General features: G+C 59.7%; 16 protein-coding genes. 4 read left to right on the top strand and 12 right to left on the bottom strand.

Annotated elements, in window-relative coordinates:
- Positions 1-21 precede the first annotated feature (21 nt).
- Positions 22-1,440 carry a two-component system sensor histidine kinase CreC gene (gene creC / locus FFS64_RS08560; RefSeq protein ID WP_137805004.1) on the bottom strand — a complete coding sequence of 473 codons (1,419 nt, stop codon included), beginning with the start codon at positions 1,438-1,440 and terminating at the stop codon, positions 22-24.
- Positions 1,440-2,120 (bottom strand): two-component system response regulator CreB, encoded by a 681-nt coding sequence (creB, locus tag FFS64_RS08555; protein WP_137805003.1) that lies wholly within the window; start codon positions 2,118-2,120, stop codon positions 1,440-1,442. Before creB ends, creC begins: the two co-directional genes overlap by 1 nt.
- 178 nt (positions 2,121-2,298) lie before the next feature.
- Here creB and FFS64_RS31645 point away from each other — a divergent pair, with 178 nt between their 5' ends.
- A complete protein-coding gene (locus tag FFS64_RS31645; RefSeq protein WP_256660423.1) occupies positions 2,299-3,156 on the top strand; it encodes an RHS repeat-associated core domain-containing protein in 858 nt (285 codons plus the stop codon).
- 7 nt (positions 3,157-3,163) lie between these two features.
- Here FFS64_RS31645 and FFS64_RS08545 read toward each other — a convergent pair whose 3' ends face one another.
- Positions 3,164-3,667, bottom strand: a complete 504-nt coding sequence (locus tag FFS64_RS08545) for an ATP-dependent zinc protease (protein WP_137805002.1) — start codon at positions 3,665-3,667, stop codon at positions 3,164-3,166.
- Positions 3,668-3,892: 225 nt separating this feature from the next.
- Here FFS64_RS08545 and FFS64_RS08540 point away from each other — a divergent pair, with 225 nt between their 5' ends.
- Entirely contained in the window at positions 3,893-4,780 is an 888-nt protein-coding gene (locus tag FFS64_RS08540) for an acyltransferase (protein ID WP_137805001.1), read from the top strand.
- Here FFS64_RS08540 and FFS64_RS08535 read toward each other — a convergent pair whose 3' ends face one another.
- Positions 4,781-5,356, bottom strand: a complete 576-nt coding sequence (locus tag FFS64_RS08535) for a DUF2780 domain-containing protein (RefSeq protein ID WP_137805000.1) — start codon at positions 5,354-5,356, stop codon at positions 4,781-4,783.
- A 404-nt stretch (positions 5,357-5,760) separates the two neighbouring features.
- Here FFS64_RS08535 and FFS64_RS32170 point away from each other — a divergent pair, with 404 nt between their 5' ends.
- Positions 5,761-6,723, top strand: a complete 963-nt coding sequence (locus FFS64_RS32170) for an RHS repeat-associated core domain-containing protein (RefSeq protein ID WP_372242169.1) — start codon at positions 5,761-5,763, stop codon at positions 6,721-6,723.
- A gap of 42 nt (positions 6,724-6,765) precedes the next feature.
- Here FFS64_RS32170 and fdhA read toward each other — a convergent pair whose 3' ends face one another.
- From fdhA to FFS64_RS08490, 8 genes are all read right to left on the bottom strand, one after another.
- Positions 6,766-7,965: a formaldehyde dehydrogenase, glutathione-independent gene (fdhA, locus tag FFS64_RS08525; RefSeq protein ID WP_008057129.1), complete on the bottom strand. Its 1,200-nt coding sequence runs from the start codon at positions 7,963-7,965 to the stop codon at positions 6,766-6,768.
- A gap of 199 nt (positions 7,966-8,164) precedes the next feature.
- Complete coding sequence (gene purU / locus FFS64_RS08520) at positions 8,165-9,022, bottom strand: formyltetrahydrofolate deformylase (RefSeq protein ID WP_137804999.1); 858 nt, start codon at positions 9,020-9,022, stop codon at positions 8,165-8,167.
- 156 nt (positions 9,023-9,178) lie between these two features.
- The gene (locus FFS64_RS08515) at positions 9,179-9,811 is read right to left on the bottom strand and encodes a sarcosine oxidase subunit gamma (protein ID WP_137804998.1); all 633 of its coding nucleotides are present in this window, start codon (positions 9,809-9,811) and stop codon (positions 9,179-9,181) included.
- A 149-nt stretch (positions 9,812-9,960) separates the two neighbouring features.
- Complete coding sequence (locus tag FFS64_RS08510) at positions 9,961-12,978, bottom strand: sarcosine oxidase subunit alpha (protein WP_137804997.1); 3,018 nt, start codon at positions 12,976-12,978, stop codon at positions 9,961-9,963.
- Positions 12,975-13,304 carry a sarcosine oxidase subunit delta gene (locus FFS64_RS08505; protein ID WP_095195932.1) on the bottom strand — a complete coding sequence of 110 codons (330 nt, stop codon included), beginning with the start codon at positions 13,302-13,304 and terminating at the stop codon, positions 12,975-12,977. Before FFS64_RS08505 ends, FFS64_RS08510 begins: the two co-directional genes overlap by 4 nt.
- Before the next feature lie 14 nt (positions 13,305-13,318).
- Positions 13,319-14,569, bottom strand: coding sequence for a sarcosine oxidase subunit beta (locus FFS64_RS08500; protein WP_007980419.1), 1,251 nt, complete (start codon positions 14,567-14,569; stop codon positions 13,319-13,321).
- Between the two features lie 23 nt (positions 14,570-14,592).
- Positions 14,593-15,846 (bottom strand): serine hydroxymethyltransferase, encoded by a 1,254-nt coding sequence (glyA, locus tag FFS64_RS08495; protein WP_137804996.1) that lies wholly within the window; start codon positions 15,844-15,846, stop codon positions 14,593-14,595.
- A 304-nt stretch (positions 15,847-16,150) separates the two neighbouring features.
- On the bottom strand, positions 16,151-16,867 hold the full coding sequence (locus tag FFS64_RS08490) for a TraX family protein (RefSeq protein ID WP_256660422.1): 717 nt from the start codon (positions 16,865-16,867) through the stop codon (positions 16,151-16,153).
- Positions 16,868-16,998: 131 nt separating this feature from the next.
- On the opposite strand from FFS64_RS08490, the gene FFS64_RS08485 reads away from it, so the two are divergent.
- Positions 16,999-18,039, top strand: a complete 1,041-nt coding sequence (locus tag FFS64_RS08485; RefSeq protein WP_137804994.1) for a low specificity L-threonine aldolase — start codon at positions 16,999-17,001, stop codon at positions 18,037-18,039.
- Positions 18,040-18,091: the final 52 nt, after the last annotated feature.

Below are 18,091 nucleotides of genomic sequence, written 5' to 3'. Positions count from 1 at the left end.
GCGAATGGCCGCGACTCGGTCCTAAGCCAGGCGCAACCTGACTTCCACTCCGCCCTCAACATTGCCAATGCTCATCTCCCCACCATGCAACTTGACCACTTCCTCGACAAAGTTAAGCCCGAGCCCGGTGCTTTTGCGCCCACTGTCCGGTCGGGGCAGTGAGTAGAAACGCTCGGTCAATCGCGGCAATGCATAGTCGGGAATCGCCTCGGCCTGATTGAACAGCGTGAACTCGATCTGCTCGCCCATCCGTTCGGCGCTGAACCGCAACACACCCTTGGCCGGGGTGAAATCCAGCGCATTCTCCAGCAGATTGCCCAGCGCCTGACGCAACAGAAATGGTTCGCCGGTCAACGTCACGGTCGATGGAATCCTTTGTTCCACACGCAGTGCCTTGCCTTCGATACGCGCCGCTTGAGCGTTCAGCAATTCAGCCACCAACGCCGCCAATGGCACTTCTACGCGTTCCTCCAGCCCCTGGCGCTGTTCAACCTGCGCCAGGTTCAACAACCGCTCGATCAACTGCTGCATCCGCGCGCTTTCGTTGTCGATGTTGTCGACAAAACGCTGCCGCTGATCCAACGGCATCTCGCCTTGCAGCAACTCCGCCGCACCGCGAATCGCCGCCAGCGGGCTCTTCAGTTCATGGGTCAAGGTGTGCACATAGCGCTCGACGTAAGCCTTGCCTTCCAACTGCGTGCGCATCTGCTCCACCGCCGTCGCCAGTTGTTCCAGCTCACCGCCGCGATAATGCGGCACCTCGACCCGTTGCCCCTCACTCACTGCCTGGGCATAAGCGGTCAATCGCCGCAGCGCCCGGCTCAGCCACCAGGACAACAGCGCGCCGAACAGCAGGCCGAGCGCGATCAACCCGGCGCCATAAGCCAGCAATCGGCGCTCGGTACGATCCACATAGGGCTGCAACGAGCTGTTGGGTTTGGCCACCGTGACCACGCCGATGATCCGTCCGTTATCGCGAATCGGTGCGCCGACATGCATGACCGATGAGTTTGCATCATCAGGATCGCTACGGCTGGAGCGGGCTCCATACTCACCGCGCAGGGTCAGGTAAACGTCATTCCAGCGCGAATAATCCTGGCCCACTGCCGCGCCGCTGGAATCGAGCACCACGATGCCCTTTGCGTCGGTGACGTAGATGCGATGGTTGACTTGGTTCTTCGGCAAGCCCCAGATATTCGCCTTCGGCTGCCGCTCACCGTAGGCCTTGAGCAGTTCCGGCCAGCGATTCTGATTAAGGGTGCCGGCCTTGAAGTCATCGCGCAGGATCTCGGCCATCAGGTTGGCGGTATCAACCAGGGTTTCTTCGGTGGACTGGCGCACCCCGGGGCGGATCTCTTCCATCACGGTGTTGAGCACGAAGTAGCCGGTCAGGCCGATGAACAACACATAGACCAGGAAAATCCGCATCCCCAACGGCATCAGCTGTGCCCCGGGTTGTAGCTGTAGCCGAGGCCGCGATGGGTCTGGATCGGCTCGGCATCGGCCTTCACCTGCCGCAGTTTGGCGCGCACGCTTTTGATGTGGCTGTCGATGCTGCGCTCGTAACCGGCATCGGCGGCCACGCCCAGCGCATCGAGTAGTTGCTCGCGACTGAACACGCGTTCGGGCTGCTCCAGCAGACATTGCAGCAGGCGGAACTCATGACGTGTGAGGGTCAGCAGCTGACCGCGATAGCTGATCTGCACCCGCTCGCTGTCGATCCGAAACAGCGTCGACGCCGGCTCTTCTATCGCACGCGGGGCCATGCGTTTGAGAATCGCCCGGACCCGCGCCGCCACTTCCCGAGGGCTGAACGGCTTGACCACGTAATCATCGGCACCGATCTCCAGCCCCACCACACGGTCGATTTCGCCATCGCGAGCACTGAGAAACATCACCGGCACATCACTGAAACGCCGTAGCAGCTTGCAAGTTTCGAAACCGCTGATGTCCGGCAGACCGATGTCGAGGATGATCAGATCCGCCGGCGTCTGGCGCTGATGCTCAAGCGCGGTCGCACCAAGGCTCAGCCAGGAGGTGGTGAACCCCTCGCCTTGCAAGGCAAAAATCAGGGTGTCGGCAATCGCCGCTTCGTCTTCGACAATCAGGATATGAGGCATGGCGTCCGAGCCCGTCAGGTGAGTGGGCGAACGGTGAACCACGGAGGATTCGGCGTCAATCGGCAAGGGTAAATCAGTGACGTGGTCTGTAGGACCTAGCAGTTGTGATAGTAGGCAAAGGCCGAAAAAGGACTGAGTCTGATGCCCCTTACTTGGAATCTAGTGCAGGGATTAACCAATGCCTACTCATTCATTCAAAACAATCCTGCTGGCAACCGATCAACAGCGCTCAGTGCTGAATGCTCTCCACACGAATCGACCCCATCCCATCGCTTACACACCCTATGGTCATCGCCCACGGGAAAACGGCTGGTGCAGCCTGCTTGGATTTAATGGCGAACCGCCCGACCCGCTGACTGGGCATTATCATTTGGGGAATGGGTATCGGCAGTTCAATCCGGTGTTGATGCGGTTCAACAGTCCGGATAGTTGGAGTCCGTTTGGGAAGGGGGGGTTGAATGCGTATTCCTATTGTGGGGGGGACCCGGTTAATCGATCAGATCCAACGGGCCATATGTTGGAGGGTTTAAGATCTTTTCTTCGTAAAAATATCAGGGTAAGCGCAGCCAAGCCCCCGAAGACCACATCAAAAAATGGTGCCAGTAGCAACCCCAATGCGTCGAGCTCGGCGGGTGTATCTACGCCGCCCCATTTGACTTCCAAAAATCCCAGTGCCGAATTCAAATCACAAGCCACAGCCACAGCCACAGCCACAGCCACAACAAAAGAATCAAAGACAGCTTCAACGGGACAGCCAACAAGCGTTAGAAACCTTGATGCTTCCGACATAACAAGAAACCAATTGTTGAATCGCCGAACGAAATCACTGGGCCACATTTCAGAAGACTTCAATGATGACTTAGACAGATTCTATCTTTCTAAACAATCTGGCACAGATGGCGGCTTTTTCACTACTCAATTCGCTGCGAATCCAAGAGGTCCGCATGCAAAGCTATATTATGCAATGGATTCAGAGCGTTTAGAGTTTCCTACCCCAGCAAAACAAAGAACAATTAGAACAGGAGGCCATAAATGAGTGGCTTTTAACAATCCGGCTTATCCGCCGTAAACCTTCTTGCCGGATTCACCGCCGCCCCAAACTCGCGCAACGCCTTCGCTCCGATCAGCAGCGGATAATTGAAACTGCTGCGATCGGTCAGGTTCACCTCAACCGTGCGCTTGACGTTACCCAGGCACAATTCCAGATCAACCACCGGCCGCTTGGTAGGCGCGGCCACTTCCTCATCCTCGTCCTCTTCGGAGCGGGTCTTGATCTTGCTGATCCGCGCAACTTTGTGTTCGTACACCTTGTTGCTCGCATCCTTGGTAGCCAGACGGAAACGCACCCAATCCTCGCCATCGCGGGTGAAGGTTTCGATGTCCTTGGCCGACAGCGACGCGGTCAAAGCGCCAGTGTCCATTTTGGCCTTGAGCACTTCACCGCCGATTTCCGGCAGCGCAATGTATTCGTAGCGCCCGTAGAGGGTCGGCTCGGCGGCCAAGGCCGGCAGGGCGATGAGGGACAGCAGTGCGAGGAGGGATTTCACGTGATCGTTGTCCTTGAGAGATGGGCAGCGGAATTTTAGACAGCCCGCCAGCTATTCGTTCGTTCTTCTGCTCGCGAAGAGGTCGGCACAGTCACCCGAGTATCTGAACCCGATAGCGTTACTCCAGCCTACCGCCGCAAAGGTGAAACATTCGTCATCCGCCGATTTGGCCTGCCGCCCGAAGCTGCTTATCATGGCGCGCCCACATGCTTTCAAGAGTTGCCTATGCGCCGCCTGCTCACCGGCTGTTTCGTCACCCTGCTACTGTTGCTCAACACCCTGGTCCTGTTCGGGCCGTTGATGGTGTTTGCCCTGCTCAAGCTGCTCCTGCCCGGTCGTTTTCGCGATTACGCGTCATGGGCGGTGATGTGGATTGCCGAGACCTGGGCCGAGATCGACAAGCTGATCTTCCGCCTGTGCATCCCCACCCAGTGGGACATTCGCGGCGGTGACGATCTTCGCACCGACACCTCGTACCTGGTGATCAGCAACCATCAATCCTGGGTCGATATTCCGGCGCTGATCCAGACGCTGAACCGGCGCACGCCGTTCTTCAAATTCTTCCTCAAGAAGGAGCTGATCTGGGTGCCTTTCCTGGGTCTGGCATGGTGGGCGCTGGATTACCCGTTCATGAAGCGCTACACCAAGGCCTTTCTGGCGAAGAACCCGGAGCTGGCCGGCAAGGACCTGGAGATCACCAAACAGGCCTGCGAGTTGTTCAAGCGTCAGCCAGTGACCGTGGTCAACTATCTGGAAGGCAGCCGCTTCACCGAAGCCAAACGCCGTCAGCAGCAGTCACCCTTCACCCATTTGCTCAAGCCCAAGGCCGGCGGTGTGGCGTTCGTACTGGCGGCGATGGGCGAACAGCTCGATGCCATCCTCGATGTGACGGTGGTCTATCCGCAGCAAAGGATTCCGGGGTTCTGGGATTTGCTCAGCGGCAATGTGCCGAGGATCATCATCGACATCCAGACCCGCGAACTCGACCCGGCACTGTGGCAGGGCGATTACGAAAACGATCCGGCGTTTCGTGAAACGGTCCAGGACTGGGTCAATCAGCTCTGGACCGAGAAAGACCGGCGCATCGACGCATTGCGCGCCGGAAGCCGCTGATCAACTGTCGGTGTCAATTCCAGAGCCAGTGCCCCAGATGCCGCCCAGGCTCTGCAGCAGCGAACCACCGACGCCCTGTTGACCGAGGTATTGCAGGATCACCGGGGCAAACAGGCCAACCATGCCGCTGTCCATGCCCAGGGTACTGAAGGCGTTGTTCAGGTCGTCGGAGCTTTTGACGTTGCCCAACGCGTTATTCAGCCCGGCGGCCTGGCCGGTAGCCCCGAGTAATCCGGCGAGAGCGCCCAGCTCCCCGCCACCGGACAAAATGTCGAGGCCCGGCACGCTTTTGGCCAGCTCCGAGTAGTCGGTCGAACTCAACTGGTTTTTCGCCAATCCGAGCATCGCCCCGGCACCGCCGAAGGCTTGCTGCGGGGTCACGTTCAACTGGCTAAGAGCGCCCAGCAGGTCTGCGGTCTCCGAAGTCGGCGCAGCCTGCGTGGCCTGCGTGGCTGCGTTTTCACCTTTCATCCCGGAAATGGCATTGGCCGCATCGCTCAGGCTGAACTGGGCAAAGACCGGGTTGGCCACCAGGGTCATGAGCGATGCCAGTGCAAAACCGCGTGAAATCTTCATTCGGACATCCTCTTGTGCCATGAAAAACGCCCGGTTGATGGGCGCAAAAGCTGCCGGTTTGACCGGGGATGCGTGGGCATGTTCCTGGGTACTAAGGGCATTTTTTTACCTGCTCACGCATTTGTGGCGAGCGGGAGGTGGCGACCCTATCAGTTCTGCTAGTAGGCAGTGTTTAAGGATTGCGCCACAGTGAAACTCTTAAACGATCGTCCGCTCAGAGAACTCTGATTATGCAACCGAACCTCAAGTCCCTCTGTAGTTACCGCTACGACGCACTTGATCGACTGGTCGGTTGCACCCCCCTAGCGGAATCCAGCACCCAACGTTTTTACATGAAAGATCGTCTGGCTACTGAGATTCAAGGCGTGGAGCAGCGTTCGATCATGCAACACGAAGAGTGACTATTGGCGCAGCAACAGCATAAGAGCGGCTTTGCGATAGAGACATCTCTGCTCGCCACTGACCAACAGCGTTCGGTGTTGAATGTGTCTGATGCGATACGATCCAACTCTCTCGCCTACACACCCTACGGTCATCACACATTAGATAATGGTTTGCTCAGCCTGCTCGGCTTCAACGGCGAACGGCTAGATCCGGTGACAAGGTGTTATTTGTTGGGAAATGGTTATCGGGCATATAACCCGAAACTGATGCGTTTTAATAGCCCGGACAGTTGGAGCCCGTTCGGGAAGGGCGGGCTGAACGCGTATGCGTATTGCGACGGGTGTCCGGTAAATCGTCAGGATCCGACAGGGCATAGTTGGGCCACAATAAAATTAAAACTAAATACAATCTCTAAAATGAACAAACCAACCCCACCGAACAATGCTACACATGTACCTCGGAGTGGCCCCATGAAAAACATCCACAGGATAGGTGAGGGTGCCGTCAGCTTCGAGGATATTTACAAAGGAAACCGACGTCTAAACTTCTTCGCTCACGGCAATAAACCATCTCCCGGCCAAAGTTCTAAAATAGGAGTCAATGGAGAGCTGTGGGATGCAGCGCGCCTTTACTCAGAGGCGCAGGCCCAAGGCATAGACTTCAAACAATTTGATAGCGTACGAATGTTAGCCTGCTACTCGGGAAACGGTGGAGTTAATTCATTTGCAGCAAACATCAACAAACTCACCAATAAACCAACCAAAGGATATATAGGAACCGTTCAAAGCTGGCAAAATACATTTGACCCACGAGAACAGATAGATGCGTACTACGAAAAATTCAAAACAAATGCAAACCAATTCTACAATGAAGATTACCCCGATATAAAATTATCCATCTTCAAACACAACCCATACGATCCAAAAACTCAGGCACGCGCCTACTTCAAACACAACTTTCTATCAGTCAGATTTTCCCAATAAAAAAGGGCGACAACAAGTCGCCCCCACATATTGTAAAATTTGTTACGCCGCACTAAACAACTTATGCGGATCAATCACAAACTTCTTCGGCACGCCCGCATCAAACTCGCCATACCCCTCAGGCGCCTGATCCAGGCTGATCACCTGCACACCCACCACTTCGGCGATGTTGATGCGGTCCCACATGATCGCCTGCATCAGTTGGCGGTTGTACTTCATCACCGGGGTCTGGCCGGTGTGGAAGCTGTGGGATTTGGCCCAGCCGAGGCCGAAGCGGATGCTCAGGCTGCCCATTTTCGCAGCGGCGTCTACAGCACCTGGATCTTCGGTCACGTAGAGGCCCGGGATGCCGATTTTTCCGGCTACGCGTACCACGCCCATCAACGAGTTGAGTACGGTAGCCGGAGCTTCGTGCTTGACGCCGTCGTGACCGTGGCCGCGGGCTTCGAAGCCTACGGCGTCGATGGCGCAATCCACTTCCGGTTCACCCAGCAGCGCGGCGATTTGCTCGTGCAGCGGGGTGTCGAGGGACAGGTCGGCGATTTCAAAGCCCTGGGCCTTGGCGTGGGCCAGGCGCACGGTGTTGACGTCACCGACGATCACTACCGCTGCGCCCAACAGACGAGCGGAAGCCGCAGCGGCCAGACCGACCGGGCCGGCACCAGCAATGTACACGGTGCTGCCAGGGCCGACACCGGCAGTCACGGCACCGTGATAACCGGTCGGCAGGATGTCGGAGAGGCAGGTCAGGTCGCGGATTTTTGCCATCGCGCGATCGCGATCAGGCAGCTTGAGCAGGTTGAAGTCGGCGTACGGCACCATCGCGTATTCCGCCTGGCCACCGGTCCAGTCGCCCATGTCGACATAACCATAAGCACCGCCCGGACGCGCCGGGTTGACGCTCAGGCACACGCCGGTGTGCATTTCCTTGCAGGAACGGCAGCGCCCGCAAGCCACGTTGAACGGTACGGACACCAGATCGCCGATTTGCAGGTTTTCGACGTCGCGGCCCTTTTCGATCACTTCACCGGTGATTTCGTGACCCAGGACCAGGCCGGTTTGAGCAGTGGTACGACCACGCACCATGTGCTGGTCGGAACCACAGATGTTGGTGGACACCACACGCAGGATGACGGCGTGTTCAATCTTCCTGCCGCGCGGGTCCTGCATTTTCGGATAGTCGATTTTCTGTACTTCGACCTTGCCAGCGCCGAGATACACCACACCACGATTGCCAGACATGCTTTCACCTCGCTGTTGTTTTTATGGAACCGCGCTGCCCAGGCAGGCAACGCGTTAAGTGCTCGGGTACAGATGCTGTTTCTTGTGTTGCCTGTCAGGGCCTCATCGCTGGCAAGCCAGCTCCCACAGACTTTGTGTCGTTCACAAATCTTGTGTTCATCCCGCCCCCTGTGGGAGCGGGCTTGCCCGCGATGGCGATCTAAAGAACGACCGTGCGATTGGCGTTCAAAAACACTCTTCTCTCAATGTGATAACCCACGGCCCGGGCCAGGGTCAGGCCTTCGATATCCCGCCCCTTGGCGATCAAATCTTCCGGGTAATGGCTGTGATCCACCACCTCGACACCCTGGGCGATGATCGGACCTTCATCCAGATCGTTGTTGATGTAGTGCGCCGTGGCGCCGACCAGTTTCACGCCCTTGTTATAGGCCTGGTGGTAGGGCTTCGCGCCCTTGAAGCCCGGCAGAAGGGAGTGATGGATGTTGATCGCCTTGCCGTCGAGTTTGCGGCACAGCTCCGGTGACAGGACCTGCATGTAGCGGGCAAGGATCACCAGTTCGGCGCCGGACTCTTCGATCACCTGTAATACCTGACGCTCCTGCGACGGCTTGTCGTTTGGGTCCAGGGGGAAGTGGTAGTACGGAATCTGGTGCCAGTCAGCCAGCGGCTTGAGGTCCGGGTGGTTGGAAACCACCGCGACCACGTCCATGGACAATTGGCCGATGCGCTGGCGATAGAGCAAGTCGTTGAGGCAGTGATCGGCCTTGGACACCATGATCACCACTTTCGGGCGGTGATGGGGCGGGGTCAGCTCGAAAATCATGCCGAAAGCTTCACCGCGCTCGGCAAGGCCTGCGCGGAATGACTGCTCGTCAAAACCGTCAGGCTGGCGGAACTCCACACGAATGAAGAAACGCCCCGAGAGGCGGTCATCGAAGGAGTGGTGTTCGGTGACGTAGCAGCCCTGCTCGAACAGAAAGCGGGTCACCGCGTCCACCGTGCCGAGCACGCTGGGGCAGTCGGCGGTCAGAATCCATGTGTCTGGGGCGCGGCTCATAGTGCGGTGACTCCTGAAAAATCTGTAAACGAAGCTGCTCCCCCTGTAGGAGCGAGCATGCTCGCGATGAATTCAAGGACGACGCGTTCATCCAGGAAGCACGCGTTATCGTTGTCGTCCATCACGAGCAAGCTCGCTCCTACAGGGGCGGTGTAATCAGGCCTGAACGCTCAGGCCGTATTCGGCCGACGCATCCTGCAACCACAACCACCAGTAGTCCGAGAAGCTGCGACGGATCAGCAGTTCCCAGGTGTCTTCTGCGGTGTGGCGAATCATCAGTTGCGACTTGGCGAACACCGTGCCGACCGCCTTGCCCACCGGGAAGTTGTTGGGGTGCACGTCATAGCTGGTGGACTTCATCAGCACCTGGCGCACGCTCGGGCCGCTCAGCTCGAGGAGCTGCTGGCCACCGCTGACGTTGACGATCTGGATGTGCAGGTCGCCCAGCGCTTCGCGCAATTTCTTCTCGGCAGCGAATTCTTCGCCGGTCGGGACGATCAGCAGCCACTCATCCGGCCCCATCCATTGCAGGCTGGTTTCACCTTTGACGATAACAGTCAGCGCGCCGGGCAATTCGATACCCAGGGCCTTGTGCACGCCCGCGGCGAACGCGGCATCGTGGCCATCGCCACGGATGGTCAGATGGCCGAGGAGTTTTTTCTCGCGCACGGTCACGCCGGCGTTCTTGCGACCCTTGCCCACCAGGCTGGCGAGGTCGGCATGATGCAGCGACGACTCGGCCTTGGCCCCGGAGGTTGGGCGTTGTTGGTAAACATTGGCTGCGGTCATAAAGCACCTTTCCTGAATTCTGTTGGCCCTGTGGAAGCTGGTCTGTCGCCTTCGCGAGCAGGCTCGCTCCCACAAGGGTTACGCGATCTCCTGTGGGAGCGAGCCTGCTCGCGAAAGCGTCGGCAGGCTCACCACAGGGGCCGAGGCAATCACACGTTCTGGCGCTCGCCCTTCGGATCGAAGAACACCGAAGAAACGATTTCCGCCTCGATCACGCTGCCGTCCGCCAGTGGCGCGAACACACGCTCACCCATGCGGTTCAGGCCGCCCTTGACCACGCCCATGGCAAACGAATAGCCCAGGGAGTTGTGCAGGTAACTGGAGGTCACGTGACCGACCATGGTCATCGGGATCGCCTGCTTGGTGTTGAACACCAGTTGCGCACCTTCCGGCAGCCACTTGTTCGGATCGATCGGCTTCAGGCCGACCAGTTGCTTACGTTGATCACGTACGCAGTCTTCACGGTTCATCCCGCGCCAGCCGATCCACGAGAACGGTTTGGTGCGGCCCACACACCAACCCATGTTCAGGTCGTCCGGGGTCATCGAGCTGTCAGTGTCCTGACCGACGATGATGAAGCCCTTCTCGGCCCGCAGGACGTGCATGGTTTCGGTGCCGTATGGCGTCAGGTTGTACTTCTTGCCGGCGTCGACGATTTTTTCCAGTACGCCCATGGCGTAGTCGGCTTGCACGTTGACTTCGTACGACAGCTCACCGGTAAACGAAATCCGGAATATCCGCGCCGGCACACCCCCGACCAGGGCTTCTTTCCAGGTCATGAACGGGAAGGCTTCGTTGCTCAGGTCGGCGTCGGTGACTTCGCTGAGCAGCTTGCGGCTGTTCGGCCCGGACAGCGTCATGGTCGCCCAGTGATCCGTCACGGAAGTGAAGTACACCTTCAGGTCCGGCCATTCGGTCTGGTGGTACAGCTCCAGCCATTGCAGCACGCGAGCCGCGCCACCGGTGGTGGTGGTCATCACGAAATGGTTCTCGGCCAGGCATGCAGTCACGCCGTCGTCGAACACCATGCCGTCTTCTTTGCACATCAGGCCGTAACGGGCCTTGCCCACGTCGAGCTTGGTCCAGGCGTTGGTGTACACGCGGTTGAGGAACTCGCGGGTATCCGGGCCCTGGATGTCGATCTTGCCCAGGGTCGAGGCGTCCAGCAGGCCGACGCTGTCGCGCACGGCTTTGCATTCGCGCTTGACCGCCGCGTGCATGTCTTCACCGGATTTCGGGAAGTACCATGGACGTTTCCACTGGCCGACGTCTTCGAACTCGGCGCCGTTTTTCAGGTGCCACTGATGCAGCGCGGTGTAACGCACCGGCTCGAAGATGTGCCCACAGTGACGACCGGCCACGGCGCCGAAGGTGACCGGCGTGTAGTTCGGGCGGAACATGGTGGTGCCCATCTGCGGGATAGTCACGTTCAGCGAACGGGCGGCAATGGCCAGACCGTTGACGTTGCCGAGCTTGCCCTGATCGGTGCCGAAGCCCAGCGCGGTGTAGCGCTTGACGTGTTCGACCGACTCGAAGCCTTCGCGGGTCGCCAGTTCGATGGCAGCGGCGGTCACGTCGTTCTGCAGGTCGACGAATTGCTTCGGCGCCCGTGCGGTGTTTTTCTCATGCGGCACCTGGAACAGCGCCAGGGTCGGCTCTTCCAGACGGGCCAGGGCTTTGGGCAAGGTCGCTTCGACCGCACCGAAACCGGCTTCGCTGGCAGCGCGCACGCCCCCTTCAAAACCATCGGCCAGGGAATCGCCGAGGCCATAGACGCCGTTGATGCCACCCACACACACACGTTTCTGCGGTGCTTCGCCCGGTACGAAACCGAGGATGTCTTCACGCCAGATCGGCTTGCCGCCCAGGTGCGAAGCCAGGTGAACCACCGGACTGTAGCCGCCGGAACTGGCGACGATGTCGCAGTCGAGCCATTCGCCAGGGCTGGTGACCTTGTGTCCTTTCACATCGATCGCGGCAACGCGGGCAGCGGTTACGTGCTTGCTGCCACGGGCCTCGATCACGGCGCTGCCGGTGAGGATGCGAATGCCTTTGGCGCGTGCTTCTTCCACCAGCGCACCGCGAGGGTTGCTGCGGGCGTCGGCGATAGCGACCACTTGCAGGCTGGCATCGAGCCAATCCAGGGCCACGCGATAGGCGTGGTCGTTGTTGGTCGACAGCACGAGCTTCTTGCCCGGTGCCACGCCGTAACGGCGTACGTAAGTCGACACAGCGCCGGCCAGCATGTTGCCCGGCACGTCGTTGTTGCCGTAAACCAGCGGACGCTCGTGAGCGCCGGTCGCCAGGACCACGCGCTTGGCGCGAACCCGGTGAATGCGCTGACGTACCTGGCCAATCGGTGCGCGGTCGCCGAGGTGGTCGGTCAGGCGCTCGTGAATGGTCAGGAAGTTATGGTCGTGGTAGCCGTTGACCGTGGCGCGCGGCAACAGCAGCACGTCCGGGGTGTTCTTCAATTCTGCGATGACGCTGGCGACCCACTCCATGGCAGGCTTGCCGTCGAGGCTTTCGCGGGAGTCGAGCAGGCTGCCGCCGAACTCTTCCTGCTCATCGGCCAGGATCACCCGGGCACCGCTACGCGCAGCGGCCAGTGCAGCCGCCAGACCGGCAGGGCCGGCGCCGACGATCAGCACGTCGCAATGCTGGTTCATGTAGTCATAGGTGTCCGGATCGTTCTCGGTCGGCGAGCGGCCAAGACCTGCAGCCTTACGAATGTACTTCTCGTAGGTCATCCAGAACGATTGCGGATACATGAAGGTTTTGTAGTAGAAACCCGGTGGCATCAGCTTGCCGCCGACCTTGCCGAGAATCCCCATCATGTCGTTGTTCACGCTCGGCCAGCCGTTGGTGCTGGTGGCGACAAGGCCCTGGTACAACGCCTGCTGCGTGGCACGTACGTTCGGGATTTGCGTGGCTTCGGTGGCGCCGATCTGCAGCACCGCGTTTGGCTCTTCGGCACCGGCGGCGAAGATGCCGCGCGGACGGGAATACTTGAAGCTGCGACCGATGATGTCGACGCCGTTGGCCAGCAGTGCAGCGGCCAGGGAGTCGCCTTCAAAGCCTTTATAGCTCTGGCCGTTGAAGGTGAAGCTCAGGACTTTGTTGCGGTCGATTCGTCCGCCGTTGGACAGGCGATTGATCTGGCTCATACCTTCTCTCCCAGAGCCGTGGTGGCCGCTTTCGGGCTATCGGTCTTGTCGGTGAATTGTGGCTTGGCGCCGATCTTGTAGGTTTCGAGAATCTCGTAAGTCACGGTGTCGCGAGTGACGTTGAAGTACTGGCGGCAACCGGCGACGTGATCCCACAACTCGTGGTGCAGACCGCGAGGGTTGTCGCGGAAGAACATGTAGTCGCCCCACTCCTCGTCGGTGCAGCTGTTAGGGTCCAGTGGACGCGGGATGTGCGCCTGGCCGGATGCGTGGAATTCCTCTTCGGAGCGCAGTTCGCCGCAGTGAGGACAGAAGATATGCAACATGGGGATTTCTCCTGTTAGTGGGCAACCGCAGCAGCGCCGTGTTCATCGATCAACGCACCGTTGTGGAAACGGTCGATGGAGAAAGGTGCGGCCAATGGGTGCATTTCACCCTTGGCCAGGCTTGCGGCAAACACGTTGCCCGAGCCAGGTGTTGCCTTGAAGCCGCCGGTACCCCAACCGCAGTTGAAGAACATGTTCGGCACCGGGGTTTTCGAGATGATCGGGCAGGCATCCGGCGTGGTGTCGACGATGCCGCCCCACTGACGGTTCATGCGTACGCGAGACAGGACCGGGAACATCTCGACGATGGCCTGGATGGTGTGTTCGATCACCGGGTACGAACCACGCTGGCCGTAGCCGTTGTAGCCGTCGATACCGGCGCCGATCACCAGGTCGCCCTTGTCGGACTGGCTGATGTAACCGTGCACGGCGTTGGACATGATCACGCTGTCGATGATCGGCTTGATCGGCTCGGACACCAGCGCTTGCAGCGGGTGCGATTCGATCGGCAGACGGAAACCGGCCAGCTTGGCCATGTGCCCGGAGTTACCGGCGGTGACCACGCCGACGCGCTTGGCGCCGATGAAGCCCTTGTTGGTTTCGACACCGATGCACACGCCGTTTTCCTTGCGGAAACCGATCACTTCGGTCTGCTGGATCAGGTCCACGCCCAGTGCATCGGCGGCACGGGCAAAGCCCCAGGCCACGGCATCGTGACGGGCCACGCCGCCGCGACGCTGGACGGTAGCGCCCATCACCGGGTAGCGGGTGTTCTTCGAGCAGTCGAGGTACGGAATCTCGTCAGCCACTTGCTTGGCATCGAGCAGTTCGCCATCCACGCCATTGAGGCGGTTGGCGCTGACCCGACGCTCGGAATCACGGATGTCCTGCAGGGTGTGGCACAGGTTGTAGACGCCACGCTGGGAGAACATCACGTTGTAGTTCAGGTCCTGGGACAGGCCTTCCCACAGTTTCATCGCGTGTTCGTAAAGGTGCGCCGACTCGTCCCACAGGTAGTTGGAGCGAACGATGGTGGTGTTGCGCGCGGTGTTACCGCCGCCCAGCCAACCTTTCTCGACCACGGCCACGTTGGTGATGCCGTGTTCCTTGGCCAGGTAGTAGGCGGTCGCCAGACCATGCCCGCCACCGCCGACGATGACCACGTCGTAGACCTTTTTCGGGGTCGGTGTGCGCCACATCCGCTGCCAGTTTTCATGGTGGCTGAGGGAGTGTTTGAAGAGGCCGAAGCCTGAGTAGCGTTGCATAGTCATTTACTCCAAAACCGCACTCAGCGATAAACCGGGAAGTCCGCGCACAGGGCCGATACTTGCTGGGCGACATTGGCTTCAACGTCGGCATCGCCGAGGTTGTCGAGGATGTCGCAGATCCAGCCGGCCAGCGTGACGCACTGGGTAACCTTGAAGCCGCGAGTGGTCACCGCCGGGGTGCCGATGCGCAGGCCGGAGGTCACGAACGGCGACTGTGGGTCGTTCGGGACAGCGTTCTTGTTCACAGTGATGTGGGCGCGACCGAGTGCAGCGTCCGCCTCTTTGCCGGTCAGGCCCTGACGGATCAGGCTGACCAGGAACAGGTGGTTATCGGTACCGCCGGACACTACATCGTAGCCGCGTTTGATAAAGACGCCGGCCATGGCCTGGGCGTTGTCGATCACTTGCTGCTGGTAAGCCTTGAAGCCAGGCTCCAGCGCTTCCTTGAAGCACACCGCCTTACCGGCGATCACGTGCATCAGCGGGCCGCCCTGGGCACCGGGGAAGACCGCGGCGTTGAGCTTCTTCTCGATCTCTTCATTGGCCTTGGCCAGGATCAGGCCACCACGTGGACCGCGCAGGGTCTTGTGGGTGGTGGTGGTGACCACGTCGGCGTAAGGCAGCGGGTTCGGGTACAGACCGGCAGCGACCAGACCGGCCACGTGGGCCATATCGACGAACAGCAGCGCACCGACTTTGTCAGCAATCTGACGGAAGCGCGGGAAGTCGAGAGTCTTGGAGTAGGCCGAGAAACCGGCAACGATCATCTTCGGTTTGTGTTCGACCGCCAGGCGCTCGACTTCGTCGTAATCGATCAGGCCAGTGTTGGTGTCGATGCCGTACTGCACGGCGTTGTACAACTTGCCCGAAGACGACACCTTGGCGCCGTGGGTCAGGTGACCGCCGTGGGCCAGGCTCATGCCGAGGATGGTGTCGCCGGCTTGCAGCAGGGCCAGGTACACGGCGCTGTTGGCCGAGGAACCGGAGTGCGGCTGCACGTTGGCGTAATCGGCGCCGAACAGTTGCTTGGCGCGCTCGATGGCCAGGGCTTCAACCTTATCCACGTGCTCGCAGCCACCGTAGTAGCGCTTGCCCGGGTAGCCTTCGGCGTATTTGTTGGTCAGGCCGCTGCCCTGCGCTTCCATCACGCGCTTGCTGGTGTAGTTCTCCGACGCGATCAGCTCGATGTGATCTTCCTGACGTTGCTCCTCGGCATTCATCGCCGCCAGCAGTGCATCGTCGTAACCCTGGATCTTGTCTTGCTTGCTGAACATCGCGTCTCTCCCAGCGGCATCTGTGCGCCATTCGTCTCGGTAAGGCACTGGTGTTTCGGCAGTGCCCTTTGATAGCGATGGTATGACTGGCTTGGCGTGGTCAAATGCCTATGGGCGCCACGCAAAGGTGCGTTTACGACATGGCGGGAAATGGCAAGCCGGCCACGCACTGAGAACCAGCGCAAATCCCCTGTGGGAGCGAGCCTGCTCGCGAAGAGGGAGTGTCAGTCAACGCAAATGTCGTTTGACCCGCCGCCTTCGCGAACAGGCTCGCTCCCACAAGGTTTGCATTCGGTTTCCGGGGTTATGCGAGAACCTGTCGCAATGCCAGCAGCACAAGGAAATGCACGGGGTACAGCGCATACGCCCAGCGTCGCATCGGCGGTGGTTTTACGTCCTGGGCGTGTCGCAACAGGAACAGCCCCAGCCATGGCGCAATCAGACAAGTGGCAACAGCCGCCATCGCCACGCCGTTACCCAATCGAACGGAGTAATAGAGTACCTGCAATTGATTGGCCGCCAGGCAGACCAGCCCCGGCAGCAGTGCGAAAAACCAGGGTCGCCGGATCACCAGCAGCATCGCCAGCGGTAATAACACGCCGAAGAACCCGAACATCAGTCGCTCCGGGAACATCGCCGCCAGCGCGAGCGCACCGCCGGCCAGCAGACGCGCTGGCAGGACCCGGTCCTGCCAGCCCCGCACTACCAGCAGGCCGAGTGCCAGTGTGGGCAATACATTCAAGGTGTCGGGATTGGGAATGTACATCCGGTAAGGAACTTCACTCACCGCGCTGAACAGCAGCAACCAGCCCAGATAGCGCCACTGCCTACCTGTCGTCATCGCCGACGCCCGCACCAGATTGGCCGCCATCGCCAGGCAAAACCACGGGAACGCCAGGCGGCCCGGCACATACAACCAATCGGCGGAATAACCGACATATCGCAGGTGATCGAGCAGCATGCTCAGCAATGCCAGCCACTTGAGCAGATCCAGTGCACCGTCCCGTTGACTCACGTGCATAATTGCCCGGCATCCTTGTAATGTTCTGACAGTGACATCCCGTGCGCTCCCCGGACGATCTTCGGTAAAGTGCGCACCCTCATTGACCACGAGACGCTTCACCATAGGCGTCTCGACCACGGAAGCAGGCCATGACCGATAAGAGCCAACAATTCGCCAGCGACAACTATTCCGGCATTTGCCCTGAAGCCTGGGCTGCCATGGAGCAGGCCAACCATGGCCATCAGCGCGCCTATGGCGACGACGAGTGGACCGCCCGCGCGTCCGACGATTTCCGCAAACTGTTCGAGACCGACTGCGAAGTGTTCTTCGCCTTCAACGGCACCGCCGCCAACTCGCTGGCCCTGTCGTCGCTGTGCCAGAGTTACCACAGCGTGATCTGCTCGGAAACCGCCCACGTCGAAACCGACGAATGCGGCGCGCCGGAATTTTTCTCCAACGGCTCGAAACTGCTGATTGCCCGCACCGAAAACGGCAAGCTGACCCCGGAATCGATCCGCGAAATCGCCCTCAAGCGCCAGGACATTCACTACCCCAAACCGCGCGTCGTGACCCTGACCCAGGCTACCGAAGTCGGCAGCGTCTACACCCCGGACGAAATCCGCGCCATCAGTGCCACCTGTAAAGAGCTGGGCCTGAACCTGCACATGGACGGTGCGCGCTTCTCCAACGCCTGCGCATTCCTCGGCTGCTCGCCCGCCGACCTAACCTGGAAGGCCGGTGTGGACGTGCTATGTTTCGGCGGCACGAAAAACGGCATGGCCGTGGGCGAGGCGATCCTGTTCTTCAACCACAAACTGGCCGAAGACTTCGACTACCGCTGCAAACAGGCCGGGCAACTGGCGTCGAAAATGCGCTTCCTGTCCGCGCCCTGGGTCGGGATTCTGGAAAACGGCGCCTGGCTCAAATACGCCCGCCACGCCAACCATTGCGCGCAGTTGCTGGCCGAGCTGGTCAGCGACATCCCGGGCGTGGAACTGATGTTCCCGGTGCAGGCCAACGGCGTGTTCCTGCAACTGTCGGAACCGGCCATCACCGCCCTGACCGCCAAGGGCTGGCGCTTCTACACCTTCATCGGCAACGGCGGCGCACGCTTCATGTGCTCGTGGGATACCGAAGAAGAGCGTGTGCGGGAGTTGGCCCGAGACATCCGCGAAGTGATGTCCCACTAATTATCCAGAACTAGTGCAATCACTGTGGGAGCGAGCAGGCTCGCTCCCACAA

It is taken from the genome of Pseudomonas sp. G(2018) (assembly GCF_005502415.1).
In the GTDB taxonomy this organism is placed as follows: Bacteria; Pseudomonadota; Gammaproteobacteria; order Pseudomonadales; family Pseudomonadaceae; genus Aquipseudomonas.
The sequence above is the reverse complement of the archived record's forward strand: the minus strand, read 5'-3'. Positions and strand labels throughout refer to the sequence as shown.